Genomic DNA, 26,468 nt, shown 5'->3' on the forward strand with positions numbered 1-26,468 from the left:
AACCAGTTTTAAGGAATAAAACCGATATTGTTCGTTTAATCTTTTTATAAAACAGGTATATAACGAAGCTTCCTCTAGTGATTGACGAGGCTTAGTTGTCTAAAAATAGCTCGTTAGTATTAAGCCTCATTAAACTAAAAAATTATCTTATTCACAAAAAAAGGCCAAACAGTCAGTTTGGCCTTTGCTATCCCAAAGATTATGAAATTACTATTATGGTTGGTATTGTCCGCTAATAGTTAAACCAGAGAAAGTTCTGTAAGCATTTACACTTAAATGCCATGTACCGGCTTGTGGATTATTAAAGGTACATGTTTCAGCATTACCATTTTTATATGGACGACAATCGTAGCTAGACGATGTTGGCTGACTACCAAACTTCACAAATAAATCAGCATCACCTGTACCACCAGAAGTAGTTACAGTAAATGTAGACATACCAGCAGGCACATCTAGTGTGTAGTGTTTCCACTGACCAGCACTGGCACTTACGTCACTAACAGTACCGCCACCTGCTTCAGGTGTGCCTGAACCGCCACCAGAAGATGCACCTGTGATATTACCTACCAAACTAACACCAGAGTAGGCAGAGTAACCACGAAGCATTACATGGTATGTACCTGCCGTTGGATTATCGATAGAACATTCTTCGCTGTTGCCGCCTTTGTACGGACGACAGTCGTAGCTTGATGTAGTTGGTTGGCTGCCAGCACGAACGTATAGATCGGCATCACCTGTACCACCGCTCATTGTAAACGTCACATTGGTTGCTCCGCTTGGTACGGTCATGGTGTAAAAATCTTGTGCGTTAGCACCACCGCTTAAGCCGGTTTTAGCTTCGCCATCAACAAGTTCACTATCACCTGTTGTGGGTGGTGTTGTACCGCCACTTGCTGCGGCAACAGCAGCTGCAGCATCAACAATACCTGTACCACAGTTGTTACATGTTGCAGGGAATGAGCGAGTAGACGATTTTAAAATACTCTCAATTTCATCAGGCGTAGCATTTGGTTTTGCTTGCTTGATAAGTGCAGCTACACCCGCTACGTGCGGAGCGGCCATAGATGTACCTTGAGAGAATGAATAGCTATCGGTTGATGGAGAAGACGATCCTGAGTTATACGTAGACAGAACACCTTCAGAATCGTTAGCAAAGCTTTGTGCACCACCGGGTGCAGCAACATCAATGTTACTACCGTAGTTTGAGTAATAAGCACGGCCACCATTTCGACCAACTGATGCTACATTAACAACACCGTTACAGTTACCTGGGTTGTAGTTTGCTGAGTTATCGTTATCGTTACCTGCTGCAATAACTACAACAGCGCCATTGTTGCGAGCTGTATTGATTGCATTTTGTGTTGTAGAACTACAAGAGCCACTTCCGCCTAAGCTCATGTTAATAACATCTGCTGGGTTAGGGTTTCCAGGGATGCCCGATACGTTACCGCCAGATGCCCAAATAATGCCGTCGGCAATATCAGACGTTAAACCACCACATTTACCAAGTACACGCACTGGAACTACTTTTGCGTCATAAGCAACACCGGCAACGCCTTCACCATTATTTGTAACGGCTGCAACAGTACCCGCAACGTGCGTACCATGCCAGCTAGACCCTTGCGCACCATTATTACCACATTCGCCGGCTGCTACTGCATCGCCCGGATCACGTGCATCGCTATCACGGCCGCCACCATCGTTAGCAACTGATAGGTTAGAAATCATATCGTAACCTGGCAAAATATTAGCGTTTAAATCGGCATGAGGGCGGTAACCTGTATCAAGAACAGCCACTACTACACCACTACCTGTTGCGGTGTCCCAAGCTGTTGGTAAGTTTAGACCGCCAGCTTGCTCATAGTAGTGCCACTGGTCGCCATAGCGCGGATCGTTAGGTGTCGCAAAAGGTTTTAACATTTGGTCAACTTCAATGTACTCAACGTTGCCTGAATCAACCATTTCTTGCATAAACTCTTGTGCTTCTGCTGCGCTAAGTTTTTTATCTGCTCGCATAACATGGTGGTTATTTAGTGCCATTGCGCGAATGTACTTTGCTTTAACTTTTCCTTTTTTAGAGGCAAAGTTTTTAACAAAGTTTTTTGCACGTGCTTTCATGTTTACAGGGCTTTCATCTGCAGTAGAGTAACTCAGTGCATCAACGTTGTTATTTTTATATTTAATGATGAATTGCGTTTCAAAGCCACTTTGATTTTGAAGTTTAGCTGTTGTATCAGCCACTGAAGGGCCAATTGGTTGTGCCGGATTGGCCATGCTTGATGCAGTAGCAAAAAGCGTACTAATGGTAAGTGCTATTGCACACTTATTAAATGTTTTACTTGTTGTCATAATTTTCCCTAGATTTTTTTATTAGTTATATCGTGATGAATTGTCACAATGCAGGTACAAAGGTAAATTATGTGTTAATAAAGTTAAAATACTAAATCATTATGTCCCTATTTCATTTAGTTATAACGAGTGTTTTAAAGGGGTTTGTCATTGTTTTGTATTTGTCATATAAAATAAAAATGATATAAAGGTACTGCTTTTTAATTTGTATTTTTAATACTTTTAAAAAGTAGAAAATATATTTGTTGTGTTATTTGTAATAATGAATTCTGTACATTGCTGGCGATTAAATTTTGCTATAATCGAGCAAATTGTTAAGTGAGATAAATAGATGACCCAGGTAGATGTAATTGTAATTGGCGCGGGAGCGGCTGGATTAATGTGTGCGGCGCAAGCTGGATACCGAGGCCGACGTGTTACAGTGCTAGACATGGGTAAAAAGCCGGGTCGTAAAATTTTAATTAGTGGTGGCGGGCGCTGTAATTTTACAAACGAAAACGCCGCACCAGAAAACTATTTATGCGGTAATCCACATTTTGTTAAATCATGTTTGAGCCGTTATACGCAACATGACTTTATCGAGCTGGTGGACCGCCACGGTTTGGCATACCATCATAAGACGTTAGGCCAGCTATTTTGCGATAACAGTGCGCAAGATATTGTTAATATACTTTTAACAGAATGCGAGTGGGCGGGTGTAAACATAGCCTTGCGCAGTGAAGTGATTAGTGTTCAAAAAACAGAGTCGGGTTATAGCGTTACCACAGAGCAAGAGACTTTGCATTGTGAGTCGTTAGTGGTTGCGTCGGGCGGGCTTACTATGCCCAAGCTTGGTGCTACACCTATTGGTTATAAAATTGCTGAGCAGTTTGGTTTAAACGTACTACCTACTATGGCCGCGCTTGTACCATTTACCCTTCACCAACACGACAAAGAGCGCTTTGAAGGGTTATCAGGCGTTAGCATACCGTGCGAAGTAACAAGTGAAGACGGCACCACATTTAAAGAAAATATATTATTTACGCACCGTGGTTTATCTGGCCCCGCTATATTACAAATAAGTTCATTTTGGCGTGCAGGGCAGGCTGTTACTATTAACCTACTTCCTGAGCTAGATTTAAAACAGCGGCTTGCAGACTGGCGAGAAACGCAACCTCAAAAATCACTAAAAAATAGCCTAACGACAATATTGCCAAAACGGTTCATTGAAATACTACATGAAAGCAATGCAATACCTGATTGCAATATTAATCAGCTTACCCATAGTCAAATTGAAGACCTTGCTAACTACATTCATGCGTGGCAAATAAAACCCAACGGAACCGAAGGTTATAGAACTGCAGAAGTAACCCTGGGTGGTGTAAATACTGACGAACTAAGCTCTAAAACGTTTGAAGCCAAAAAATCACAAGGCTTGTACTTTATAGGGGAAGTAACGGATGTAACCGGTTGGCTTGGAGGGTATAACTTTCAGTACGCTTGGAGCTGTGGATTTGCAGCCGGGCAATACGCGTAGTTATTTTATCCATTGTTAAATAGAGCACACTCATATTACACTTAAAACTTATGTGGCTAATATGAGTGTTCTAATGCTGAAGCATGTTTTAATTGTTTTTTTACTTTTATATGTAAGCATGGGTGCAAAAGCCTCTGAAAACTTAAGTGATCATGAAGTGTTTTGTATGAAAACAGACCAAGATTGCTTAACCTACATTCAATCTCGCCTTTTAAATACACAAAAGAACTCCTCTAATTGGTATAAATTGAAAACTTACGAGTTTGACTATTATTTTGATTATCAAAAATTCGATAATCTTCATAGCGCATTAAGCCCCTTTGTTGACCAAGAAGAATTACCTGGCGCATTTAAAATACAAGTTTATTTTTATTATGCTAAATCGCTTAATTACTTGGGTGATAAGCAACAAGCGAAAGCCTATGCGGCAAAAGCATTTGCTCAACTTGATGAAATTTATAATGTATTTGGTGATCCTTTAAGGCTTGTAGAGCTGGCTAATTTACAGCACATATTTGGCGATAAAAAAAAGGCACTAAGGGTATTGCTTGATGCCGAAAAGCGTTATGCAAAAAGTAGTGATGCTATTTTTCACTTTGAGCTGCACATCAATAAAGGGCACATTTATTACAATTGGCAACAGTACCCTCAAGCGATAGAAAGTAATTTAAAAGCTTACAACGCTATAAAAAGAACAAAACACCATGCTAAAACTGTAATTGCGCTAGGTAACTTAGCTTTTTCATATTTTAAGCATAATGATTTTAATAACGCAGTAAAATATTATAAAACTGCGTTCGACTACATCGAACCGGATAGCATTTACCAAGCAACCTATAGTTTACGTTTAGCGCAATCGTATTGGGAGTTGGGTAACAAAACACAAGCGGCTTTGTGGTTAAATAAAATAGATAGAACTAATGTGGAATTCTCAAAAAGCCATGCAAAAGTTTATGATGAAATAAAAAGTAAAATCTAATGCTAGTTTGCTCTTTAAATTTAAAAACAAAAAAGCCGATAATGCATATGCAATATCGGCTTTTTAGTGTTATTTATTAAAGCTATTAGGCTTTAGCAAACGCATCTTGTAGTGGAGGTACTACTTGCTTTTTACGGCTTAATACACCATCTAACCATACTTTATCATTTTCTGGTTTTACGCCGTAAGCCTGCTCAACTAAGTTTGCATCGTCAGATACAATTAGCATTTGTGAGCCTTCTTTCATAATATCGGTAAGCAGCAAAAATACTGAGTGACGATTACCTTCGGCTTTAAGCTTTGCAATATCAGCTTCAAGGTCAGCTTTAATATCGTCAAACACAGCAAGGTCGATTACTTCTAGTTGGCCAATACCTACTAGGTTACCGTTCATGTTGAAATCTTTAAAGTCACGCATAACTAAGTCACGTGCAGGTGTATCTTCTACTGCAGACTTAACGCGAAACATATCCATGCCTAGTTCTTTAAAGTCTTCAACACCCGCAATTTCAGCAAGTGCTTCAACACATTTAATATCGGCAGTGGTACATGTAGGTGATTTAAATATTACGGTGTCGCTTAAAATTGCACACATCATAATACCTGCGATGTCTTTAGGGATTTCTACGCTGTAAAAATCGTACATCATTTTAATAATGGTATTTGAGCAGCCAACAGGACGGATCCAACATTCAAGCGGAGTAGATGATGTTAAGTCACCTAATTTATGGTGATCTACCACGCCAACAACGCGGGCTTGGTCGATATCATCAGGTGCTTGTGTTTTTTCTGTGTGATCGACAATATACACATCTTCGCCCGCGTAGCTTAATTTAAGCTCAGGTGCTTCGAAGCCAAATTTATCAAGGATAAATTGAGTTTCTGGTGAAACTTCACCAAGACGAGTTGGTATTGCCGGCTCATCAATTTGGTTTTTTAAATAAGCCAGTGCAATTGCACCACAAATAGAATCTGAATCTGGGATTTTATGGCCCACTACATACATAGACATTGACGGAACTCCTTTAAATTTGCCGATATTCTAACAAAGTCTGCGCCCTTTAACATATAGACAGTGCAATTAAGTTTTAGTTACACTTTAAAATATTGAATTTACTAGGTGTATAAATATGCGACTGGGCCGTAAGGGGTGGAATAACGTTATAATCTTCTCGATGCTGATTATGATTTTCTTTTTAAATGGTTGGCATAAGCAGTTTTTAAGTGGTGAACAAGAGCCCACATTGCAAGCGGTGTTACCTACACAAAGCTTTGTTTTAACCCTTAGTTTTGTTGATCAAAAAATTGAGCGTATTGGTACTAGTTGGCGTACAACTGCAATAAAGAAAGATGTGCCTGTTTTTTGGCAACCGTCAGAGCAACAACTACAAGAACTTGTTAATATTTGGCAAGGAATACAGTTGCCAGTGGTTAATGAGTCTGTGGTTTTTAACCCAAATGCGCCTTTGTTTGTTGCCACATTTGAATTAGCTGGAGAAAGTTTGCCTTGGGTATATTTACTTTACAAAGGAAATAATCAGTATTATTTACTCGAAAAAAGTACTCAGCGCGTATTTGCACTTGATATAACTATAGCTACACAGCTGTTTCCTAGTTTTGATTTTTCACAAAGTGGGTCTAATTAATGCCTGAATTACCAGAGGTAGAAGTGAGCCGAATGGGCATTACTCCTCATATAAAAAACCAAGTTGTAACCAAGGTTAATATTTATAATGCGAGTATGCGCTGGCCAGTACCTGACGATGTTTACCAGCTAGAGGGGTTAACTGTTACCAATATTGAGCGCCGTGCAAAATATTTATTGCTGCATTGTGAGCTTGGTAGCACTATTTTACATTTAGGTATGTCAGGTAACCTACGGGTTGTAGATAAGAGCGAGCCTTTAAAAAAGCACGACCATGTTGAATTTGTATTTGCTAATGATAAAGCGCTGCGCTTAAACGATCCTCGCCGCTTTGGGTGTTGCTTATGGCAAGAGCCAGGTGAGGTGCATAAGTTACTCTCAAAGCTTGGCCCAGAGCCCTTAACGGATAACTTTTTCGCAAAGCGGGTGTACGAGCAGTCACGCAATAAAAAAGTACCTGTAAAACAGTTTATTATGGATAACGCTGTGGTAGTAGGGGTTGGGAATATTTACGCTAACGAGTCATTGTTTAAAGCTGGGATTCATCCAAAGCGCGAAGCGGGGAAGGTGTCACTTAAGCGTTATCAAGTACTTATCCCTATAATAAAAGACACGCTTGCTGCCGCTATAACTCAAGGTGGTACCACGCTTAAAGACTTTGCACAAAGTGATGGTAAGCCGGGTTATTTTGCTCAAGAGCTATTGGTATATGGGCGAAAAGGAAAGCCCTGTTTAACGTGTGATAATGAGCTGGAAGAAATAAGGCTGGGGCAGCGTAGTACTGTTTTTTGTTCACATTGCCAAAAGTAACTACCTTTACTTTCTAATGCTATAAAGAAAACCCCGTTAACACATGGTGCTAACGGGGTTTTTAGTATATACAAAGCGTTTTAAACTTTAAATTCGTCTACCGATAAACGCAGCTCTTCGGCTAGTTTTGCTACTTCAGAGCTTGAGATATTAGTTTGGCTTGCGCCTTCAGCTGTTTGTTCTGCAATAGCAACAATTGACTCCAAACGTTCACTAATTTCTTCAGCCACTTGTTGTTGCTCAAGTGCTGCTGTAGATATTTCTTCACTCACGTCATGGGCTTGCGATACCGCAAAGGTGATTGAGTCAAGCGCTGTACTTGCTAAGTCAGTTTGCTCTACACACGATACTGCGCGTTGCTTACCTTTGGTCATTGCTGTTACAGCCGCTTCTGCGCCCGTTTGTAGCGATTCAATCATTGATTGGATCTCTTGGGTTGACTCTTGAGTTTTACTTGCCAGTGAGCGTACTTCGTCTGCTACAACGGCAAAGCCACGGCCGTATTCACCTGCACGCGCTGCTTCGATTGCGGCGTTAAGCGCGAGTAAGTTAGTTTGATCTGCAATGCCACGAATAACATCAAGTATGCTGCCAATCGATGCACTATCTTGGTGAAGCTTATTAATAACTTGGGAGGCATCATCAACCTCGCGCGCAAGTTGCTCAATAGTTGCTTTGTTATTGTTTGAAATACCTTTAACACGTTCAGCTTCTTTATCTGCGTTTTTAATTTCGCTTAATGCTTGCTGTGCACTATTGCTTACTGTTTGCGATGTACTGCTCATTTCAGTCGTTGCTGTTGCTGCCTGCTGTACTTGTGCCTGCTGGTTACTAATAGCTTGGCTTGATTCTGCAGTAATTGCCGAAGTCTCTTCTGATGCAGCTGCTAATTGGGTCGAGCGAGAAATAATCCCTTTGATTAAGCTGCGTAAGCTGTCTATTAGAGTATTACAGCTTTTTGATAGCTCGCCAAATTCGTCTTTAGCGCTGTCATCCAAGCGTTGAGTCATATCACCACTGGCTACAATATCTAAAATTCTGTTTACTTCGGCAAGTGGCTTGGTAATACGGCTTACGGTTATATATGCAATAGCGATGGCGAGTAGAGTTGCTATTATCATACCAACCCATGTCCATAAGTTTGCTGAGTCTACGTCGTTACGAACGCCTTTTTGAAGCTCAAAGGCAACATTACTTGCTTGCGAAACTAACTCGTCAATTTGATTAAGTGCTATTTTTGTTGCGGCTTCTGAGTCGGCTAGCTCTTTTTCAGTGAGCGCAATTGAATCAATTAAACGTTTTTTATTCGCGGCTAAACTGTTGTTACCTTTTACGTTACTCTCAAGTGCTTCAACATGCTCTTTGAGGTCATTAAACAAGTCGCTATGGCTTTGCTCAATAGCCGGTTTAATTAGAGCAACAGTGCGTGTTACTTCTTCAAGATAGTAGGTTTGCTCACTTTTAACGATATCTAATGTGGTCAACGTTTTTACTGTTAACATGTCGGTACTGTTGGTAACCACCGACATAAAGTTATTTTCCAAGTTATTTGCAGCTTGGAAAGCACGAGGGTGGTCTTGTTCAAAACCATCTATATCAATTATGTCTAAAACTACTGAGTTAGCATCTTCTGCGCTAAGCTCAATGGCTTCAATTTGTGCAGTGAGTGTTTTATTTAATGCCAGTTGTTTATTTTTATCTTCGAGTAAGTTTTCAACAATACTTAAAAAGTTTTCATAGGTTTGCTCAACACTTTGACTACTTTTACTTAGTTCAGGGTCGTTTTTAACAACGCTCTGAAGCTGTGCATGGAGTTCGTTGAATGATTTTTTTTGTTCGAATACTCTTTTTTTAATGGGTTCAAGCTCACTTGCAGATGAAGTATAAAAACTTGCTTGTGCTGCCTTACTCATTAATATGAATTCAGCTTGTAGCTCTGAACTTTTGTTTAATGCCGGTAATGATAGCTGGTTCACCTGTTGAGTAGAACGGTCTATATTCGCTATTTTAATTAACGAATTGCCGCCAATAATTAAAAGTAATAGCGTGATAAATATAAAACCACCCCAAATACGTTGGCTCACTGTTAGATTCATATGGATTTCCACTCAAAGATACTTTAATTAAAACTTATCGGCTTTTATTCGGATAAGTTAAGTAATTAAAATCAATTACTTTAATTAATTTTAACTATTAGTTTATAAATCTAACAGATGTATTGGAATTTTTCAGGTTATTTAGGTAAAAAGAGTCATTTTTCTATAAATAGATTTTTTGTTTTAAGTTCCATTAACGTCATCCCGTTACCCCATACACAGCCTGTGTCTAAAGCATGAACATGGTTAACCCCTGTTTTACCCTCAAGTGATGCCCAGTGGCCAAAAACAAGCTCATCCTTAAGTGTGAGAATGTTCTTGTGCATAAACCACGGTGTTAACATTTTGCTATCTGCTATTGCACCTTTTGCATTAAGGTCTAGCTTATGGTCATGGGTTAAAAAGCGCATGCGGGTAAAGTAGTTAACTATATATCTAAACTTTTCGTAGTCATTGAGTGTTGTTGACCACTTTTTAGGATGGGGAGAGTACATATGCTTAAAAAAGTTTTTTGCATTCTTTGATTGATAGCAAGCTTGAGCAAATTTTGCGTGTTGCAATGCATCTTCAATTGACCAATCAGGGTTTAAGCCTGCATGGGAGATAAAGCAATTATGTGTTTTTAAATATAAAGCGAGTGGTTGGGTTTGTAAAAAAGAGATATAACGCTTGAGTAAGCTGCTTTTAAAAATAGGGGCTAATTTATCTTTTGGGTTAGTCGGTTTATTTAAAAAATAACAAGCAATCATGTGCAAATCATGATTGCCCAGTGTGACTGTCATGCTGTCTTGATGTTGATAGATGAAATCAAGGCAGGCAAGTGAGTCAGGACCACGGGCAACAATATCACCCACTAAATATAGGTGATCTTTACTTGGATTAAAATCAACCCTTTGTAACAAGGTGCTGAATTCTTTGAAGCACCCTTGTAAATCACCTATTGCATAATCGGCCATGTAGCGTTTTTACTAATGCAAAATATTAGGGCAAGCTAAACGAAATACATTAATAGGTGCTTCAAACTCTGCACCAAACTCGTTGCGTAGCGTGTAGTGGCCTTGCATTGTACCAACAGGTGTATCTAGGATAGCACCACTGGTGTATTTGTAACTCTCACCTGGGCCAATTGTTGGGGTTTCGCCAACAACGCCTTCGCCCTCAACTTCAACTTCTTTGCCGTTTGCGTCTGTAATCAACCAATAACGATGCAATAACTTAGCACTACATAAACTATGATTTTTTATTGTTACAGAGTAGGCAAATACGTATTTTTCTATTTCCGGCTGTGATTGACCTTCAACATAAAATGTCTCTACAGACACCTTTACAGGTGATCCAATATTACTGCTCTTTGTCATAAATCCAGTTAGCTATATCAATAAATTGTTGTAAAGATAAACTTTCAGCACGTAATGTAGCGTCAACACCTATGCTTGCCATTTCTTCAGCTGTAAGTAAGTTGCCAAGGCTGTTTCGTAATGTTTTACGGCGTTGATTAAACGCTTCTAAACATACAGTGTTAAGTATTTTTACGCTTTTAGCTGTTCGTTGTTCAGGCTTTTTAGGAATTAAGCGAATAACTGCAGAGTCAACTTTAGGAGCGGGCTTAAAGCACTCTGGTGGCACTTCAATTACAGGCATTGCATTACAGTAGTACTGCGTCATCACGCTTAAACGACCAAATGTTTTACTGCCAGGACCTGCAACCATGCGCTTTACAACTTCTTTTTGAAGCATAAAGTGCATGTGCTCAATGTTATCGGCAAACTCAAAAAGATGAAATAACAATGGCGTGGAGATGTTGTAAGGTAAATTACCAAACACTTTTAACTTTTTGTCGTCTTTAACTAAGCTTGCAAAGTCGTACTTCATTGCATCGCCTTGGTTTACCGTTAATTTTGGCCCTAAAAATGGGTGTTCAATTAAGCGTTTTGCAAGGTCTTTATCTAGCTCTACAACTGTTAGGTGTCCGCTAAGTTCAGCCACAGGTTCGGTGATCGCACCTAAGCCTGGGCCTATTTCTACTAAATTATCTTCTGGTTTAGGATCGATTGCTGAAACTATTTTATCGATGATCATTTCATCAAATAGAAAGTTTTGTCCAAAACGTTTTCGGGCGCGGTGTCCTAAGTGTACTTTATCGGTCATTGATTCTGTGCTTTTTCATGGGCGAGCTTAATTGCTTCGCGGATCGCTAATTCAAAACTTCCAACATCGGCTGTACCTGTACCAGCTAAATCTAGCGCTGTACCGTGGTCAACTGAAGTGCGAATAAAAGGTAAACCCAGCGTGATATTCACCGATTTACCAAATCCTTTGTATTTTAGCACAGGTAAACCCTGATCGTGATACATAGCAAGTACGGCATCGGCCTCAGAAAGGTATTTATCCTGAAATAATGTATCGGCAGGTAGTGGACCAATTAAATTCATCCCTTGGCTTCTTAAAATATCAAGGGTAGGGGTAATTGTGTCTATTTCTTCACGGCCCAAGTGACCATCTTCACCGGCGTGCGGATTTAACCCACAGACTAATATACGTGGCTTTTCAATACCAAACTTAGTCCGTAAGTCGTGATCTAAAATAGTGGCAACCTTGGTCAGGCGGTCTTCGGTGATTGCACGAGAAACATAAGCCAGTGGAATATGTGTTGTCACAAGCGCAACACGAAGTCCTTCAGTGGCTAATAACATGACAACATCTGCTGTGTTTGACTGCTGTGCAAAATACTCTGTGTGGCCACTGAATGAAATACCGGCTTTATTAATAATGCCTTTGTGAACAGGGCCTGTAACTACAGCGTCAAACGTGCCATCCATGTTTTTTTCGCTTGCGATACGCAAGGTGTCTAACACGTATTGGCCATTAGCATCGTTAAGTACGCCTAACTCTACATCATCACCTAAATTGACTTGATAAATATACACGCTGCCTGCGGGTGTTGCTTTAGCAGGAGCGCTTTCATCAAACTCAATGAGGTTTATAGGTAAACCTAAAAGTTTTGCACGTTCTTTTAAAAGTTTGGCATCAGCAAGCACAACAAGTTGTGCGTCCCACGCTTGCTGAGCAAGCGTAATGAGCAAATCTGGACCAATACCGGCAGGTTCACCTGGTGTAATTGCTATTCTTAAGGTCATATTTATTCGTCTGTAGGGAAAATTTCAACATGGGCTTGTTCGCGCATTTCTTGCTGCCAGTTGAAGCTTTCTTCTTTAAATTTACGGTTAAATAGCATGCCATGTGCGCGGTTACGTTTTGCTAACTCTGTTTTATCAGCAACACGTTTGTCGAGTAGTTGTACTATATGCCAACCAAACTGGGTTCTAAAAGGCTCGCTAATCTCGTTTTGTTTGAGCGATAGTAATGTATCTCTAAACGCAGGGACATAGGTGGTTGGATCAGTCCAATCGTATTCGCCGCCTTTGAGTGCAGAGCCTGGATCTTCAGAGTATTCTTTTGCGAGCTCGCCAAAATCAGCGTTGCCAGCACGTAGGTCTTTAGCAAAACCAGCAAGCATATTACGTGCTTTTTCTTCGCTTAAAATAATTGAAGGTTCAATAAGTATGTGGCGTGAGCGCACTTCTGTTGTTTCAACTACTTGTAGGCCACGCACATCTTGAACTTTAATAATATGAAAGCCAGCACCTGAGCGAAGTGGCCCTACGATAGCATCTTTCTTTTTACTCTTTACAGCTTCAGCGAAAAGAGAAGGCATCTCATTTATACCCATCCAACCTAATTGACCGCCTTCAAGTGCTTTTGAGCCGCTTGATGATGAAATTGCAATGCGTTTAAATTCTTGGCCGTCGTTAAGTAATTCAATAACTTTATCAGCACGTGTTTTAGCCGCTGATATTTCATCTGCTGTTGCTTCGTTAGGAATATCGATCAGGATGTGGCCAATATCATACTCTTCCGCACTTTGACCTTGGCTAGCCATTATTTTTAATAAATTATCGACTTCTTGCTCACTAATATAAATGCGGCGGTCAACGTTTGCGCGGGTAACTTGTTGTGTTGTGATCTCTTTACGTATTTCTTCACGGTATGCTTGAAAGCTATCGCCAGATGCTTCAACCGTACGTCGTAAATCGCTAATTGTACCGCCTTGCTCTTTTGCAATGTTAGCAAGCGTTTGATCTAACTGGCTGTCAGAAATTTGTAAACCCATGCGCTCAGCCATTTGCATCATCAGTGCTTGGCTAACTAAACGTTCCATGGCTTGCACACGTAAAGTTTCGTCTTTAGGTAATTGTTGACCTTGTTCTTGGGCTTGCTTTTTTACGCGATCAACAATGGAGTTTACTTCGCTTTGTAAAATAACACCTTGGTTTACAATGCCAACAACTTTGTCAATTTCTACTGGTTCAGCAAATGCATTTTGGCACAGGCTGATACTTAAAACGGTTGATACTAATAATTTTTTTAAAGTCATGTTCTATTTACTACTCTTGCTAATAGTACGTTTGTGATACTAGTTATTAAGAAAATACGGTCTACGATAGCCAAAAATACCTTGTTGTAATAGTTTTTGTGCATCATAGCGGCTTTTACTTCCCAGTCCTTTTAGTACAAAATTAAAACTAATACCTGAATCAAAGGTGGCTTGCTCTGTACCTATTGAATGATTTAAATCAGTTTCGATTTGGCGGTGACCAGTAATTTGAAACGCCCAACAGCACGATTCATACTGCAATCCACTTAATATTTCGACACTTCGGTTGTTTTCAAGGTCGCGATGATAGCTTGCAATAAACTGCCATTCGTCACTTATTGGAATACTTGTAAACACACCTGTTTGCTCGATTGTATTTCCTGAGACATCATTTGCATAGCGATGGTTCAATTGCACTAGCTGATTATTATCACCTTTGTAATCTAAAGTGGCATTTGATTGAATCATTTGTTTGCTATCAGTGTTGTACTGTATACCCGCAGAAAAATACCAACGACGATGCCAATGTACCATGGTTTGCGCTGCAAATAATGCATTGTAATTGGTATCTGAGTTTAAGCTTTGCTCGGTTGGCTTGGCATCATCAGATAAATAAAAGATTTGTCCGGCACTAAAGTTAAAAATCTCTTCTTGTTTTTTATCAAATAAGCGCGTTGTTGCACCGAGCGTAAACTGGTTTGCAGCAGCTATTCGATCAACACCAGAAAAGCGTGTGTCTCTAAATAAGCCGTAATAATCGTCTTGTAATTTGGTTGTATCGTATAAACCAATATCAGATTGATCCTTATTAGGCGTATATAAATACTGTATTTGCGGCTCTAGTGTTTGAATACCGTCTTGGACAAGGTAGGACGTATCGCGCTCAAAATTAAGCTGTGAATATAAACGTACTTTTGGCAAAGTACGCGATACACTCTGCTTAAACTGTGTGCCAGATAGGTCACCTTGTTGATCGTAATTTGTTTGTAATAAGCTTACTTCAGATAAAAATGACCATGCGTATTGGTCGTAATCAAACCGTGCTTTTGGCTCAATATGAACTCGAGTTGCTTGATCTATAATTGCAGAGCTGTTGGTAAAATGGCTCAACTCACCAGACACGCTAAAATCAAAATGATCAAATTTCCATGGTGCTGTTTGTGTGAAATTAATTTGTGGGATAGCAGTGTACGACTCTAAGTGATCACCCAGTACCTCAAAGTTTTGAACTTTTATATCGGTCCGCCATGTGTCTCCTAAATGGGTCAGTACGCCGGTACGATAAAGTTGGGTGTCGGTTTTACTCGCATAACTTGATTCTAAATCAGTAATGTAGTTATCGTCGCTTACATTGGTAACGTCAACACTTGCTCGCCAATTTTCGTTTAAGTAACTTTTTTGCTGCCAATGAAACATGTAGCGCTCACCAAGCGCTGGCTCTGAGTCGTCTTTGTTTAGGTATTCTATACCCACTAGGCCTTCATGTTGCTTGGTTAAATATCTAAGCTCTGTTTTTAGTTGCAAACCCTTGTTAGCCATATAACGCGGCGTGATGGTGGCATCTAAGTTAGGCGCAATATTCCAATAATAAGGAGTAATGGTTTCTAAGCCATACTTGTCTGAACTTGAAATACTAGGCGTGAGTAATCCCGATTTACGGCGCTCGTCTAATGGAAAAGTAAAATAAGGTAAATACAAAACAGGGGTATTTAAAATTCGAAGTATGGCGTTGTGAGTTTCGCCCCAACCTTCTTCGCGAGATAAATTAATCTCGTCGGCTTCAATTTCCCAAGCTGGGGTTTCGCCCGGACAAGCAGTAAAGCTTGCATTCATCAGTACTAAGCCAGAATCATTTATAGTGAGCTTTTCAGCACCGCCTTTACCTTGTTGTTCTGTTAGCTTGTAATCAGCACCTAACAGGCTAATTTCTGAGTTATTTAAATCGGCATTTAACCCTGAGCTATTTACGTTACTAACAGCATCGCGATATACAATAGGACCTGTGGCATTAAGTAAACCACGTTGCTTGTCTATCAATGCAGTTTGTGCGGACAAACTCATATTAACGGTGTTAATATCAACATTGCCGGTAAATTCGGCGCTTTGAGTACCAAGGAGTTCTACATCATCAGCTTTAATGTCAACATTACCGAGTTTTACGCCAGGTAGCGGTTGCCAAGCTCTGGTTTGCATTGAAGTGCCACAAAGTTTGTGTGTCAGTTCAGTTTCGGCAAGCGATGGTGCGCTAACTACGCTTAGCATCAAAATGCCCCAGGTTTTGCTCATTTATTGACCCTAATACTGTGTGTATAAATATAATTTACACATAATAAAGGAAAATAATGGCAAATACAGTAATTGACCTAATTAACTTAGTTAAAAATAGATATCTTATAAAATGACACGCTTTGATAATTTACAACACTTCATAACGACCCACTTTGGCAAACGGCCAGATACCCTTGAGGCGATAACCGGAGATGCGAGTTTTAGGCGGTATTTTCGCTTAACAATTAATAATCAGCACTTTATTGTAATGGACTCCGATCCACAAAAGGTCAATAACGCACCGTATTTATCTTTGAATCAAGTTTTTACTGACCAGGGTTTTTTGTTACCGCATATTATTAAAAGTGATGAACAACAAGGCTTTTTTATTTTAACTGATTTAGGCAGCACACACTTAGCTGACATGCTTAATGATGCAAATAGAACCGACTACTACACACAGTTAATAAGTTTATCAGCCAAGTGGGCACAAACGCCTGAGGCTTCAGATATGCAGGCCTATGGTAAAGACTTTATAGCGCTTGAATTGTCGATATTCAGCCAATGGTTAGTAAAAGAGTTTATTGCTGAAAACGTTGATACAAACCAACTTAAAATGTGGGAGTCGAGCTGCGATCTACTCACTCAAACCATGCTTGAACAACCCACGGTAACAGTTCATCGCGACTACCACAGCCGTAATATTATGCACAGCGATTCTCAGTGGGCAATAATTGATTACCAAGACACCGTACGCGGGCCACTTTGTTACGATTTAGTTTCGTTGTTACGCGATTGCTATTTTAAGCTCCCTAATAATGAACTCGCCCAGCTTTTAGCATTTGGATATAACGAGTTTAAACGCGAAGGCTTAGTCAGTAATACTTCGTTTGAAGAATTTAAGGTTTGGTTTGACTTAACGGGTTTACAGCGTCATTTAAAAGCCGCCGGTATATTTTGTCGCCTGTATTTGCGTGACGGTAAGACAGGTTATTTAGCTAATATTTTGCCTACCCTTGAATATATTGTAGATGTTGCTGAACGCTATCCTGAACTCAATGCACTCAGTGACTGGGTTAAAAATACGATAGTGCCAAAAGTGACTAAAAGATTAGAGCAGGTAAATTTATGAAAGCCATGATTTTAGCCGCAGGGCGTGGGCAGCGCATGATGCCGCTCACTCAAGCTATGCCTAAACCTATGCTTAAAGTGCAAAATAAACCACTCATAGAGCACCATGTTAATAACTTAAAAGCCGCTGGCATTACCGACATAGTGATAAACCTTGCATGGCAGGGTGATAAAATTAAAGCGTACTTTAAAGATGGCAGTCAATTTGGTGTAAATATTGTTTATAGCCAAGAAGTTGAAGGCGGCCTTGAAACCGCGGGTGGTATTATTCAGGCACTTCCTTTATTGGGAGAGTCGTTTATTGTGATAAATGGCGACGTATTTACCGATTACGATGTAAGTTCGCTTATGCAATTACATTTACAATCAGGTGAGGCACATTTGGTGCTTATTGAAAATCCCCCACATAATCTTGATGGGGATTTTACATTGAGCCACTTATCGCCAGATAGTCAAAAATATACGTTTTCGGGTATCAGTCGTTATCAGGCTGACTTTTTTAATGGTTTAGAGCCGGGCATTCGTCCGCTTGGGCCGTTATTACGAGAAAAATTAAGTAAGCATTTAGTGTCTACCGAGCTTTATATTGGTAATTGGGATGACATAGGCACACCAGCGCGTTTAACGGCATTAAATGAGCGCTTGGCGTAAGCCGACACATAATTAATAGGAGTAGTCGTTTACATGTGGGGAAAAATACTCGGATTTTGTTTTGGCTTTATGTTTGGCAAAATTTTTGGTGCTATTTTAGGGTTATACCTTGGTCATTTATTTGATAAAAGCTTAAAAAATAATTTTGATAAGGCGGGTGGTTTTTCAAGTTTATTTAATGGTGATGATGTCCACGAGCGCCAAGCGCTATTCTTTTCAAGCTGCTTTGCAGTGATGGGGCATATTGCAAAGTCTAATGGCCGAGTAAGCGAGGTACACATTAAAGCTGCTAGCTTATTTATGGACGAAATGGGGTTGAAAGGCGAAGAGCGCCGTGAAGCACAGCATGCTTTTCAAGCGGGTAAACAAAGCGACTTTTCATTAAAAGAAACCGTCTATGATTTTAAAGAACGCTTTGCTAAGCGTCATGACTTACTGCAATTATTTTTAGAAATACAAATTCAAATGGCGTTTTCTGATGGCATTTTAGCTGAGCAAGAAAAGCAGTTATTGAGTGAAGTAAGCAAGCAGTTAGGTATTTCTAAAACTCATTTTGCGTTTGTACTTAAACGCTATCAAGCTGAATTTAACTTTAGAAAACAGCAACAGCGTTACCAACAGCAGCAAGGGCAAAGTAGCAGTTATAAAGAAGGCTCAGGGCACCATGTACCCCCCAACAATAATATGAATCGTGCGCAAGCGCTTGGGCTCTTAGGACTTAACGATGGGGCAACAGAGCGGGAAGTAAAAGTGGCGTACCGTAAGTTAATGGCGCAACATCACCCTGATAAATTAGTATCGCAAGGTTTACCAAAACATATGATGGAATTGGCGGTTAAAAAAAGCCAAGACATTCAAGCAGCCTATGAGTATTTAAAAAAGGCGGCGTAAAAAGCCGTCTATTTCTTTTGTTAGCCGAGCATGTTGTTGAGGTTGATCACGAAGCCCAAATAACTGGCGCTGGCGGTAGTCAAACTTAGCGTTTCGGTTAACCCAGCGCTGGCGATTTTTTAAGTTAATTAAAATATCACGGTTGTCGCTGGCGTAATAAATATCTAAAAGTGCAGGCGTAACAAGAGACGTTGTTTGGGTTAAGCTTTTATTGCGTTTTGCATTGGGCAGATAGCTACTTACACTAATAAACGCATCAATACGCTCTTGTGGAAAGTCTGCATAGTACTCAGTTAACACCCCTGCGCTGGTGCCTTGCGCAATCACAACGATATTTGTGGGTTCTTGCATCGCGGTTTGGTAAAGCGCTTTGTAGCGAGCAAGTAAATTTAGTTTGTAGTTATCGAGTATTTCGTCGCTGATGGCTTCAATGGCATCCACATGATGAAGCGCTTCATTTTTACTTGAAGCATTAGGCTGCTCTGATTCACTGTTGGCTTGACTCTCTGTTTCAGTGGCGGCACTTGGTGCTGTTTCTGCAGCAGGCTCAGCTATTTTACTCGCTTGCCAATCAATATCAGGGGTGGTCATCGCATAGGTGGTGTAGCCTAAATTGTTAAGCTCTTTGCGTAAGTAACTCATTCCAGCATTGTTGGTAGGGGTTGATTGCCAATCGGGAATAAGTAATACAATCCCTCTAAAATCAGCGCTCATGTATTCACTACGTAAACTTAAAAATTCAGTTTCACCTGCTAGCATTGTTTTTACTTCGTCGGTAGGTAAAAGGCGTTTAATATCGCTATTTTCAATACTTGATAAAGAAGGCGGGGCAATATGTTCTGCAGCCGTTGTACAGAGTGCTAAAAGGGCTACACAGCTAAACGCCATGTAACACAGAACCTTTTTAAATAATTGCAAAAACACCATAACACGCTCAACCAGTCGTCATTAGTTAGGTATCGGCATGCTTGTTTAAAAGTTTAATTTTTCCTAAGTAATTGAGCCCATTAAAACTCGGGTTCTGCTTCAAAGGTCATTACTTGTTCGGTGACAGGGTGTTTTAGTTGCAACATTTGTGCGTGGAGTTGTAAACGCGGTGCGGCTGCAAGTGCCTCTTTATGAGCATAGAGTCGGTCACCTAAAATAGGGTGGCCAAGGCTTAGCATGTGTACGCGCAATTGATGTGAACGCCCCGTAATTGGAGTGAGCTCTACGCGTGTGGCGTTTTCCTCTCGTTCAAGTACTTTGAAATGAGTGAGTGATGGCTTGCCATTTTCATGATCTACCATTTGCTTTGGGCGATTAGGCCAGTCGCAAATAAGGGGTAAATCAACCGAGCCATTGTCTTGTTCAAGCTTACCAAAAACGCGAGCTATATAACGCTTAGCGGTTTCGCGATCTTGAAATTGCATACTTAAATGTCGGTGTGCAGCTTTATTCATAGCAAGGCAGAGTATGCCAGACGTTGCCATATCAAGACGATGAACAATTCTTGCGGTTGGAAACACGCGATTAACGCGGTTAATTAAGCTGTCGGCATGCTTAGGATCTTTACCCGGCACGGTCAATAATTCACTGGGTTTATTAACAATAAGCAAGTCGTCGTCTTGAAAAAGTATGGTTAAATACGGATTCATTGGGGGGTTGTAATTAACTAACACGGCCGGCCTTAATGATTTTGAAGGACATTATTTTAAGGTAGCAAGGGCAAAGGCTCAAGGAAAACATTGATAGCCTGTACGAAGGCTTCTAATTTATATGCTTTTTTGAATATAAAAAAGCGCGGTATAAATACCACGCTTTACTTAGCTGCTGTTGTTTGCAATTTTTACTAACAACTAAAAGCTCAAAACCCTAGTGAGAAACCACGATTAAGCGAATTGCGTCTAGTTGTAACTGCGCTTTTTCAATGTGTGCAGTTAGCTCGGTGCGTTGCTTATCGTAAAAGGTAATTTCTTCTTGGCGAATATTAGGGTTAATTTGCTTGAGCGCGCTTAATCGCTCTTGCTCTTCGCTAAGAGACGTTTGCATTTTAGCTAGCGACTGTGCACGAATAACCTCGAGTTTTTCTTGTGCCATGTCTTTTGCTGTTGTGATCATAGGGTGAATTGCGCTTTGTAGTGCACCCGCAAGTTTACTTGCTGTTTGACGACCAACGGCTGAAAGCTGTTGGTTAAACCCGTCAAATGCGACGTTTTCGCCTAAGTTATTACTGGCTTTATCAAGTAATATGCGAATAGGCGTTGGGGGTAAAAAGCGGCCCACTTGTAATGCTTTAGGCGCCATTGCTTCGGCTACAAAAATAAGCTCAACAAAAAAGGTGCCCGCAGGGAGTTTTTTGTTTTTGAGTAAAGCAACCGATGCGCTACCAAAGTCATCATCACAAATCATATCCATCGTGCCTTGCACCATTGGATGATCCCAACTGATAAAATGTACATCTTCTTGCGAAAGAGCAGTATCACGGTCAAAGGTCACTGTCATGCCGTCATCTTTAAGCGATGGAAATGATGCGCTTAACATATGCTCTGTAGGCTTTAATATAATTGTATTTTCGCCTTTGTCTTCTTGGCTTACACCAAAGGTGTCGAACACGTTAATCATGTAGCTGGGCAGCTCAAACTGGTTGTCGAGCTTTTCAATATCAGCAACTAATGAGTCGGCGGCGCCTTGCCCCGATGAATGCAGTTCTAATAAACGATCTCGTCCACTTTCCATTTTTTTACGTAGCACAGTATTTTGCTGAGCGACTTGCTCAAGGAGTGGGTCAAGTTCGTCTTCATCACAGTTATGGGCTGAAATAAACTCGAGTAAGTCATCACGAAATTCTTTATACAATAGCTGGCCAGTCGTTGATGTGGTTTCAAACGCATCAAGGCCTTCGTTGTACCAACGCAGTAACACTTCTTGCGCCGTGTTTTCAAAATATGGCACGTGAATGTTTACATCTTGTGTTTGCCCAATACGGTCTAATCGGCCGATACGTTGTTCTAGTAAATCGGGGTTTAATGGTAAATCAAATAACACTAGGTGATGTGAGAACTGAAAGTTACGACCTTCTGAACCAATTTCTGAACACAATAATATTTGTGCGTTGTCGTATTCGTCTGCAAAAAAGGCGGCCGCGCGGTCACGCTCTATAATCGACATACCTTCGTGGAAAACCGAAGCTTTAATCGCTTCACGTTCACGCAGTATTTGTTCAAGGCTAATAGCCGTTTCGGCCTTGGCACAAATAAGGAGTACTTTTTCGTGTTTAAGCGTTTTAAGTGTTTCGATTAACCAATCTACGCGAGGGTCAAAGGCGCCCCAGCTTGCGCTTTCACCTTCAAACTCTTGGAATATTTTTTCAGGAAAAAGAGCACGATGCGCGCTCAGCTCTGCGTTTTGAATACCACTCATGTTACCTAATACCGACATGGCCGTTTTGTATTGCTTTGGTAATGCCATTGGATAGGCATGCAATTTACGACTTGGGTAGCCATCAATGCCACTGCGGCTATTTCTGAACAATATACGCCCTGTACCGTGTCTGTCGAGTAGCATGTTAAGTATTTCTTTACGCGCTGGTAAATCACCTTGCTGCGCTTTTTCAAGAATGACGGTAATGTCGGTTTCTTTTAATAGCTCAATTAGCGTTGTTTTTGCGTTGTCGTCAAGAGCTTGCTCTTGCAATAACTGGTTTGCCGCTTGCGCTACATCTTTGTAATTGGCTTCTTCTTCTTTGAATACGTCGTAGTCGTAAAAACGGTCTGGGTCGAGCAATTGTAAACGTGCAAAGTGACTGCTATGGCCTAGTTGATCAGGCGTTGCTGTAAGTAAAATAAGACCCGGTATATCTTGGCTTAGCTCAGCCATGCGTTGATATTCAGTACTTGGTTTACCGTTATTAATGCTTAAGTGGTGCGCTTCATCAACAACTAATAGATCCCAATCAGCCAATGTGGCTTGTTCAAACCAGCGCTTTTTCTTGGTTAAAAACTCAAGGCTAGTAAGGACTAACTGCTCTGTATCAAATACATTTGGCGAGTCGGCAAAGGCTTCGTCGCAACGCTCTTCATCAAAAATAGAAAAACGTAAGTTGAAGCGGCGTAGCATTTCGACTAACCACTGGTGTTGAAGGTTTTCAGGTACAACAATAAGTACACGGCTGGCGCGGCCGCTAATAATTTGCTGATGCAGTATCATGCCTGCTTCAATGGTTTTACCTAAGCCTACTTCGTCAGACAATAATACGCGTGGTGCAAAACGTTTACCCACTTCTTGGGCAATATAAAGCTGATGCGGAATAAGGTTAGCGCGTTGACCAATCAATCCTTTTATAGGTGATTGCTCGCGTTCAAATTTATGTTGCCATGTTTGGTAACGAAGCGTGTAACGATCAAAACGATCTACTTGGCCGGCAAATAAACGGTCTTGTGGCTTATTAAATTTTATAAAATGATCTAAAAAGGTTTCTTTTAACTTTGCTTCTTCGCCGTTATCAACACGGGTGCCCACATAGCAAAGTAACTCGCCTTGTACTTCAATAGATTCGACTTCTAATTCCCATTCTTCAACGCTTTTGATCACATCGCCTGGATTAAATGCCACACGGGTAACGGGTGCTTCTGCTGTAGAGTAAACACGGTTTTCACCACTGGCTGGAAATAATATGCTGACCTGGCGGCCTTCAATGGCAACAACGGTGCCTAATCCTAAATCTGACTCTGTATCACTGATCCAACGCTGACCTAAGGAAAAATTCATGTATGTCTCGTCTATGATGAAAAGGGCGGCTATGTTACCTGTAAGCTAACACCACTGCAAGGCGCTATTTAGCTCACTTTTAATTAATTTTATAAGTGTTAATTATAAAGAATAAAACCGCCATTTTTTAACCTATTAAAAAGGTAAATAAAAACTAAATTCAGGTTGTAATAAAACGGACTTTTATGACAAATAGACTAAACTTTCAATATGCCTTGGCAATTAAGTATTGCAGGTTTTGATTTTTGCCCGTTTTACTTAGTTATTTTGGTATAGCATAAAAATCATAAAACGTAAGGAAAGTGCTATGGAAAAAGCTTCGAACCTTGAAAGTAAAATGTATGTGCTAGACACCAACGTACTCCTCCACGAGCCCCTCGCTTATTTGTCTTTTCAAGAACATAACGTGGTTATTCCGATGACCGTACTTGAAGAGCTTGATCATATTAAAGATAGAAAACACGATGTAAGCCGCGATGCCCGCGTTGCAATTCGTGGTTTAGATGAGGTACTCAAAAACGCAACCCCTGAACAAATGCTACAAGGTGTAGCCTTACCCAGTAATAAAAAAGCAAAGTCGAGCTCTGCCGGTACGCTCATTATTGTTAACGACCATTTATTCGCAGACTCAATTTCGGGTTTGCCAGGCAATGAAAACGACCATCGAATTATTAACTGTGCTGTATATTTACAAAAGCAGCATAGCGATTCAAAAGTGATATTGGTTACGAAAGATATAAACATGCGCTTAAAAGCTAAAGGTGCAGGGCTTAAATATGTAGAGGATTACCGAACAGATCAGCTTATTGATGATATTAATTTGCTAACTAGCGGATATAAAAAAGTAGAGGGTGACTTTTGGGGACATGTAGGGCAATGCAATACAGAGCAGCACGGGCGAGATACGTTTCATCATGTGCCTAAAAATTTAATACCCGATGTATTTTGTAATGAGTATTTACTTGACGAGAGTAATCACTTTGCAGCTAGGGTAAAGTCGTTTGATGATAAGCACATTACTATAAAAGATATTAGTGTTGAGCGGTTAATGCATCATCATGCATGGGGCGTTAAGCCCAAAAATATTTATCAGGGTATGGCGCTTGATGCATTACTTGATACTAGCATTGAACTGGTGATTTTAACGGGCCCCGCTGGATGTGGGAAAACAGGTATTACTGCAAGCTTTTTTTCAATATTTGTGCAGACCTATCTACAGACCTTATTCTTACTGAATAAATTGAGTATTTATAACAGGCTAAGATCTAATCTCTCTAACATGTCATTAAGTGTGACTTAAAGAATAGAACCATTCATCAATAAATATAAATAACGGATTTAACCTGCAAGAGGCACAAACAAAAATAATAAAGCTAAGGTAAATCTAAAATGCTAATTAATGAAAATCGTTCTCAAAGGAGAACTAAAATGAATAATCCAAGTGAAAACAAAACCCCAAGAGTATTGGATACATCGGCACTAGTTCATGATCCAAAGTCACTTCTTGCGTACAGTGAAGACGTATACATCTGTCTAACAGTTCTAGAAGAATTAGATAACTTAAAAGAAAGAACTAACAAATCGGTTAGTGCTGATGCTCGTGTATGTATTCGTATGCTTGAAGATATAATAAATGGGCACAGTGCAGAAGAGATGGAAGCTGGTATTCCACTGCCTTCTACTGAAACAGCTAAACGAGGAAAACTGTTTATTGGAATTGATACCCAGCTCGATATGGCTAAAGAGTTAAAGCACGGTATTGGAAGTGACGCTGACAATAGAATAATTAACTATGCACTGTATCTTCAGAAGGACTTAGATAAAGACGTAGTAATTGTTAGCCGTGACATTAATATGCGCTTGAAAGCTCGAACCGTAGGGGTCATGGCAGAAGACGTTGCCGTAGATAATCAAATATCAGATATTGATCTTTTATACACAGGGGTACAAGCCTTTAAAGGAGATCTTTTTGATCGAATTAAATCAGATAAAGACTTCAAGGTTTCAGGAGAAGTTTATACTTTCCCAATAAGTCTATTTAATGATGAAGTCCAGCCAAACATGTATTGGTACGATGAAGCTGGACACATTGGGCGAATTTCAGAAGTAACAGATACTGAGGTATTCACAAAGTTATTGCCTCGTAAACAAGAAAAAGTATGGGGCATTTTGCCTAAAAATCAGCGTCAGGCAGTAGCTTTAAGCCAATTAACAGATCCATATTATGACTTAAATATCATCCTTGGCCCTGCTGGCTCCGGAAAAACTTTTTTAGCAGTTGCTTCGGCGCTGCATCAAGTATTGGAGTTGAAAAAGTACAAAAAAATAGTTGTGGTGCGCTCCAGAGACTTTATGGACGATGATCCGGGGTTTTTACCCGGTGACCTGACAGAGAAATCAATGCCGTTATTAGCAGGTATAACAGATGCGCTTATATCAATGCATTCAGGTGATAACAATGAAGGTAATATTAGTGCAACTGTTGAGCATGTGATCGAAAAAGCCAATATAGAATTTACTAGTATGGCTTACTTCCGAGGTCGTTCAATAGACGATGCTGTTTTAATCATTGATGAAGCTCAAAACATGACTAGAGCGCAAATTAAGGGCATGTTAAGCCGTGGTGGCAAAAATTGTCGCACAATCGTGTTGGGCAACTTAGCCCAGATTGATGATAAGTTTGTCACACCCGCATCTTCAGGTGCTAGCGCGGCTGTTAACGTGTATAGAAACTATGAAAAAGGCTCAGTATTGATATTTGATGAAGTAGAGCGTAGTAGCTTGGCTGAATTCACTGAAAAGAACATGTAGGCATCAAACTACAATTCACATTTCCTTATAATATTGCGACAATAGCCACTGCTTTTTGCAGTGGCTTTTCAGAGAAGCCCGTTCCCACGAAAACAGGACGAAATGGATTTACTCTGAACTAAAAGATTAAATATTCA

General features: G+C 40.2%; 20 protein-coding genes and 1 pseudogene. 9 read left to right on the plus strand and 12 right to left on the minus strand.

Going from position 1 to position 26,468, the window contains the following annotated elements; translation table 11 throughout:
- Positions 1 to 213: 213 nt before the first annotated feature.
- A complete protein-coding gene (locus tag CWB65_RS02685) occupies positions 214 to 2,349 on the minus strand; it encodes a S8 family peptidase (protein WP_008131140.1) in 2,136 nt (711 codons plus the stop codon).
- A 331-nt stretch (positions 2,350 to 2,680) separates the two neighbouring features.
- Between CWB65_RS02685 and CWB65_RS02690 the strand changes: the two genes are divergently transcribed.
- Together CWB65_RS02690 and CWB65_RS02695 are read left to right on the plus strand one after the other, a co-directional pair.
- Positions 2,681 to 3,865, plus strand: a complete 1,185-nt coding sequence (locus tag CWB65_RS02690) for a BaiN/RdsA family NAD(P)/FAD-dependent oxidoreductase (protein ID WP_008131142.1) — start codon at positions 2,681 to 2,683, stop codon at positions 3,863 to 3,865.
- A 73-nt stretch (positions 3,866 to 3,938) separates the two neighbouring features.
- A complete protein-coding gene (locus CWB65_RS02695) occupies positions 3,939 to 4,844 on the plus strand; it encodes a tetratricopeptide repeat protein (protein WP_006793233.1) in 906 nt (301 codons plus the stop codon).
- 85 nt (positions 4,845 to 4,929) lie between these two features.
- Here the strand turns inward: CWB65_RS02695 and CWB65_RS02700 are convergent, their stop codons facing one another.
- Positions 4,930 to 5,856: a manganese-dependent inorganic pyrophosphatase gene (locus CWB65_RS02700; RefSeq protein WP_010556607.1), complete on the minus strand. Its 927-nt coding sequence runs from the start codon at positions 5,854 to 5,856 to the stop codon at positions 4,930 to 4,932.
- Positions 5,857 to 5,974: 118 nt separating this feature from the next.
- Between CWB65_RS02700 and CWB65_RS02705 the strand changes: the two genes are divergently transcribed.
- Positions 5,975 to 6,490 (plus strand): hypothetical protein, encoded by a 516-nt coding sequence (locus tag CWB65_RS02705; RefSeq protein WP_033025764.1) that lies wholly within the window; start codon positions 5,975 to 5,977, stop codon positions 6,488 to 6,490.
- Positions 6,490 to 7,299 (plus strand): bifunctional DNA-formamidopyrimidine glycosylase/DNA-(apurinic or apyrimidinic site) lyase, encoded by an 810-nt coding sequence (mutM, locus tag CWB65_RS02710; RefSeq protein ID WP_008131819.1) that lies wholly within the window; start codon positions 6,490 to 6,492, stop codon positions 7,297 to 7,299. The genes CWB65_RS02705 and mutM overlap by 1 nt, the downstream gene beginning before the upstream one ends.
- 80 nt (positions 7,300 to 7,379) lie before the next feature.
- On the opposite strand, the gene CWB65_RS02715 is transcribed toward mutM, so the two are convergent.
- The 7 genes from CWB65_RS02715 to lptD form a co-directional block, all read right to left on the minus strand.
- Positions 7,380 to 9,395: a methyl-accepting chemotaxis protein gene (locus CWB65_RS02715; RefSeq protein WP_008131820.1), complete on the minus strand. Its 2,016-nt coding sequence runs from the start codon at positions 9,393 to 9,395 to the stop codon at positions 7,380 to 7,382.
- A gap of 155 nt (positions 9,396 to 9,550) precedes the next feature.
- Positions 9,551 to 10,351, minus strand: coding sequence for a symmetrical bis(5'-nucleosyl)-tetraphosphatase (locus tag CWB65_RS02720; RefSeq protein ID WP_008131821.1), 801 nt, complete (start codon positions 10,349 to 10,351; stop codon positions 9,551 to 9,553).
- Between the two features lie 12 nt (positions 10,352 to 10,363).
- Entirely contained in the window at positions 10,364 to 10,753 is a 390-nt protein-coding gene (gene apaG, locus CWB65_RS02725) for a Co2+/Mg2+ efflux facilitator ApaG/CorD (protein ID WP_006793227.1), read from the minus strand.
- Positions 10,737 to 11,543: a 16S rRNA (adenine(1518)-N(6)/adenine(1519)-N(6))-dimethyltransferase RsmA gene (rsmA, locus tag CWB65_RS02730; RefSeq protein WP_006793226.1), complete on the minus strand. Its 807-nt coding sequence runs from the start codon at positions 11,541 to 11,543 to the stop codon at positions 10,737 to 10,739. The genes apaG and rsmA overlap by 17 nt, the downstream gene beginning before the upstream one ends.
- Entirely contained in the window at positions 11,540 to 12,532 is a 993-nt protein-coding gene (pdxA, locus tag CWB65_RS02735; RefSeq protein WP_008131824.1) for a 4-hydroxythreonine-4-phosphate dehydrogenase PdxA, read from the minus strand. The genes rsmA and pdxA overlap by 4 nt, the downstream gene beginning before the upstream one ends.
- Positions 12,533 to 12,534: 2 nt before the next feature.
- Entirely contained in the window at positions 12,535 to 13,830 is a 1,296-nt protein-coding gene (gene surA, locus CWB65_RS02740) for a peptidylprolyl isomerase SurA (RefSeq protein WP_008131826.1), read from the minus strand.
- Positions 13,831 to 13,869: 39 nt separating this feature from the next.
- Positions 13,870 to 16,116 (minus strand): LPS assembly protein LptD, encoded by a 2,247-nt coding sequence (lptD, locus tag CWB65_RS02745; RefSeq protein WP_033025766.1) that lies wholly within the window; start codon positions 16,114 to 16,116, stop codon positions 13,870 to 13,872.
- Between the two features lie 112 nt (positions 16,117 to 16,228).
- Here lptD and CWB65_RS02750 point away from each other — a divergent pair, with 112 nt between their 5' ends.
- The 3 genes from CWB65_RS02750 to djlA are packed head-to-tail and all read left to right on the plus strand — an operon-like array spanning position 16,229 to position 18,771.
- Positions 16,229 to 17,230: an aminoglycoside phosphotransferase family protein gene (locus CWB65_RS02750; RefSeq protein ID WP_138739836.1), complete on the plus strand. Its 1,002-nt coding sequence runs from the start codon at positions 16,229 to 16,231 to the stop codon at positions 17,228 to 17,230.
- Entirely contained in the window at positions 17,227 to 17,880 is a 654-nt protein-coding gene (murU, locus tag CWB65_RS02755; protein WP_138739837.1) for an N-acetylmuramate alpha-1-phosphate uridylyltransferase MurU, read from the plus strand. Before CWB65_RS02750 ends, murU begins: the two co-directional genes overlap by 4 nt.
- 33 nt (positions 17,881 to 17,913) lie before the next feature.
- Positions 17,914 to 18,771 carry a co-chaperone DjlA gene (gene djlA, locus CWB65_RS02760; RefSeq protein ID WP_138739838.1) on the plus strand — a complete coding sequence of 286 codons (858 nt, stop codon included), beginning with the start codon at positions 17,914 to 17,916 and terminating at the stop codon, positions 18,769 to 18,771.
- Here the strand turns inward: djlA and CWB65_RS02765 are convergent.
- The 3 genes from CWB65_RS02765 to rapA all read right to left on the minus strand — a co-directional run bounded on the left by CWB65_RS02765 (position 18,754) and on the right by rapA (position 23,520).
- Entirely contained in the window at positions 18,754 to 19,659 is a 906-nt protein-coding gene (locus CWB65_RS02765; protein ID WP_249365009.1) for a DUF3530 family protein, read from the minus strand. The two genes, djlA and CWB65_RS02765, sit on opposite strands and share 18 nt — an antisense overlap.
- A 119-nt stretch (positions 19,660 to 19,778) precedes the next feature.
- Entirely contained in the window at positions 19,779 to 20,432 is a 654-nt protein-coding gene (gene rluA, locus CWB65_RS02770) for a bifunctional tRNA pseudouridine(32) synthase/23S rRNA pseudouridine(746) synthase RluA (RefSeq protein ID WP_138739840.1), read from the minus strand.
- Positions 20,433 to 20,625: 193 nt separating this feature from the next.
- Complete coding sequence (gene rapA, locus CWB65_RS02775) at positions 20,626 to 23,520, minus strand: RNA polymerase-associated protein RapA (RefSeq protein ID WP_138739841.1); 2,895 nt, start codon at positions 23,518 to 23,520, stop codon at positions 20,626 to 20,628.
- A gap of 307 nt (positions 23,521 to 23,827) precedes the next feature.
- Here rapA and CWB65_RS02780 point away from each other — a divergent pair.
- Together CWB65_RS02780 and CWB65_RS02785 are read left to right on the plus strand one after the other, a co-directional pair.
- A pseudogene (locus tag CWB65_RS02780) lies at positions 23,828 to 24,691 on the plus strand (PIN domain-containing protein); the annotation flags it as partial.
- 257 nt (positions 24,692 to 24,948) lie between these two features.
- Positions 24,949 to 26,331 carry a PhoH family protein gene (locus CWB65_RS02785; RefSeq protein ID WP_058405775.1) on the plus strand — a complete coding sequence of 461 codons (1,383 nt, stop codon included), beginning with the start codon at positions 24,949 to 24,951 and terminating at the stop codon, positions 26,329 to 26,331.
- Positions 26,332 to 26,468 lie beyond the last annotated feature (137 nt).

Source organism: Pseudoalteromonas sp. S554 (assembly GCF_005930865.1).
Classification (GTDB): Bacteria; Pseudomonadota; Gammaproteobacteria; order Enterobacterales; family Alteromonadaceae; genus Pseudoalteromonas; species Pseudoalteromonas marina.

What these genes read in the sequence shown, in the direction of transcription:
- CWB65_RS02685 (WP_008131140.1), bottom strand. Translation starts at nt 2,349, where the DNA reads ATGACAACAAGTAAAACATTTAATAAGTGTGCAATAGCACTTACCATT.
- CWB65_RS02690 (WP_008131142.1), top strand. Translation starts at nt 2,681, where the DNA reads ATGACCCAGGTAGATGTAATTGTAATTGGCGCGGGAGCGGCTGGATTA.
- CWB65_RS02695 (WP_006793233.1), top strand. Translation starts at nt 3,939, where the DNA reads ATGCTGAAGCATGTTTTAATTGTTTTTTTACTTTTATATGTAAGCATG.
- CWB65_RS02700 (WP_010556607.1), bottom strand. Translation starts at nt 5,856, where the DNA reads ATGTCTATGTATGTAGTGGGCCATAAAATCCCAGATTCAGATTCTATT.
- CWB65_RS02705 (WP_033025764.1), top strand. Translation starts at nt 5,975, where the DNA reads ATGCGACTGGGCCGTAAGGGGTGGAATAACGTTATAATCTTCTCGATG.
- mutM (WP_008131819.1), top strand. Translation starts at nt 6,490, where the DNA reads ATGCCTGAATTACCAGAGGTAGAAGTGAGCCGAATGGGCATTACTCCT.
- CWB65_RS02715 (WP_008131820.1), bottom strand. Translation starts at nt 9,395, where the DNA reads ATGAATCTAACAGTGAGCCAACGTATTTGGGGTGGTTTTATATTTATC.
- CWB65_RS02720 (WP_008131821.1), bottom strand. Translation starts at nt 10,351, where the DNA reads ATGGCCGATTATGCAATAGGTGATTTACAAGGGTGCTTCAAAGAATTC.
- apaG (WP_006793227.1), bottom strand. Translation starts at nt 10,753, where the DNA reads ATGACAAAGAGCAGTAATATTGGATCACCTGTAAAGGTGTCTGTAGAG.
- rsmA (WP_006793226.1), bottom strand. Translation starts at nt 11,543, where the DNA reads ATGACCGATAAAGTACACTTAGGACACCGCGCCCGAAAACGTTTTGGA.
- pdxA (WP_008131824.1), bottom strand. Translation starts at nt 12,532, where the DNA reads ATGACCTTAAGAATAGCAATTACACCAGGTGAACCTGCCGGTATTGGT.
- surA (WP_008131826.1), bottom strand. Translation starts at nt 13,830, where the DNA reads ATGACTTTAAAAAAATTATTAGTATCAACCGTTTTAAGTATCAGCCTG.
- lptD (WP_033025766.1), bottom strand. Translation starts at nt 16,116, where the DNA reads ATGAGCAAAACCTGGGGCATTTTGATGCTAAGCGTAGTTAGCGCACCA.
- CWB65_RS02750 (WP_138739836.1), top strand. Translation starts at nt 16,229, where the DNA reads ATGACACGCTTTGATAATTTACAACACTTCATAACGACCCACTTTGGC.
- murU (WP_138739837.1), top strand. Translation starts at nt 17,227, where the DNA reads ATGAAAGCCATGATTTTAGCCGCAGGGCGTGGGCAGCGCATGATGCCG.
- djlA (WP_138739838.1), top strand. Translation starts at nt 17,914, where the DNA reads ATGTGGGGAAAAATACTCGGATTTTGTTTTGGCTTTATGTTTGGCAAA.
- CWB65_RS02765 (WP_249365009.1), bottom strand. Translation starts at nt 19,659, where the DNA reads ATGGCGTTTAGCTGTGTAGCCCTTTTAGCACTCTGTACAACGGCTGCA.
- rapA (WP_138739841.1), bottom strand. Translation starts at nt 23,520, where the DNA reads ATGAATTTTTCCTTAGGTCAGCGTTGGATCAGTGATACAGAGTCAGAT.
- CWB65_RS02785 (WP_058405775.1), top strand. Translation starts at nt 24,949, where the DNA reads ATGAATAATCCAAGTGAAAACAAAACCCCAAGAGTATTGGATACATCG.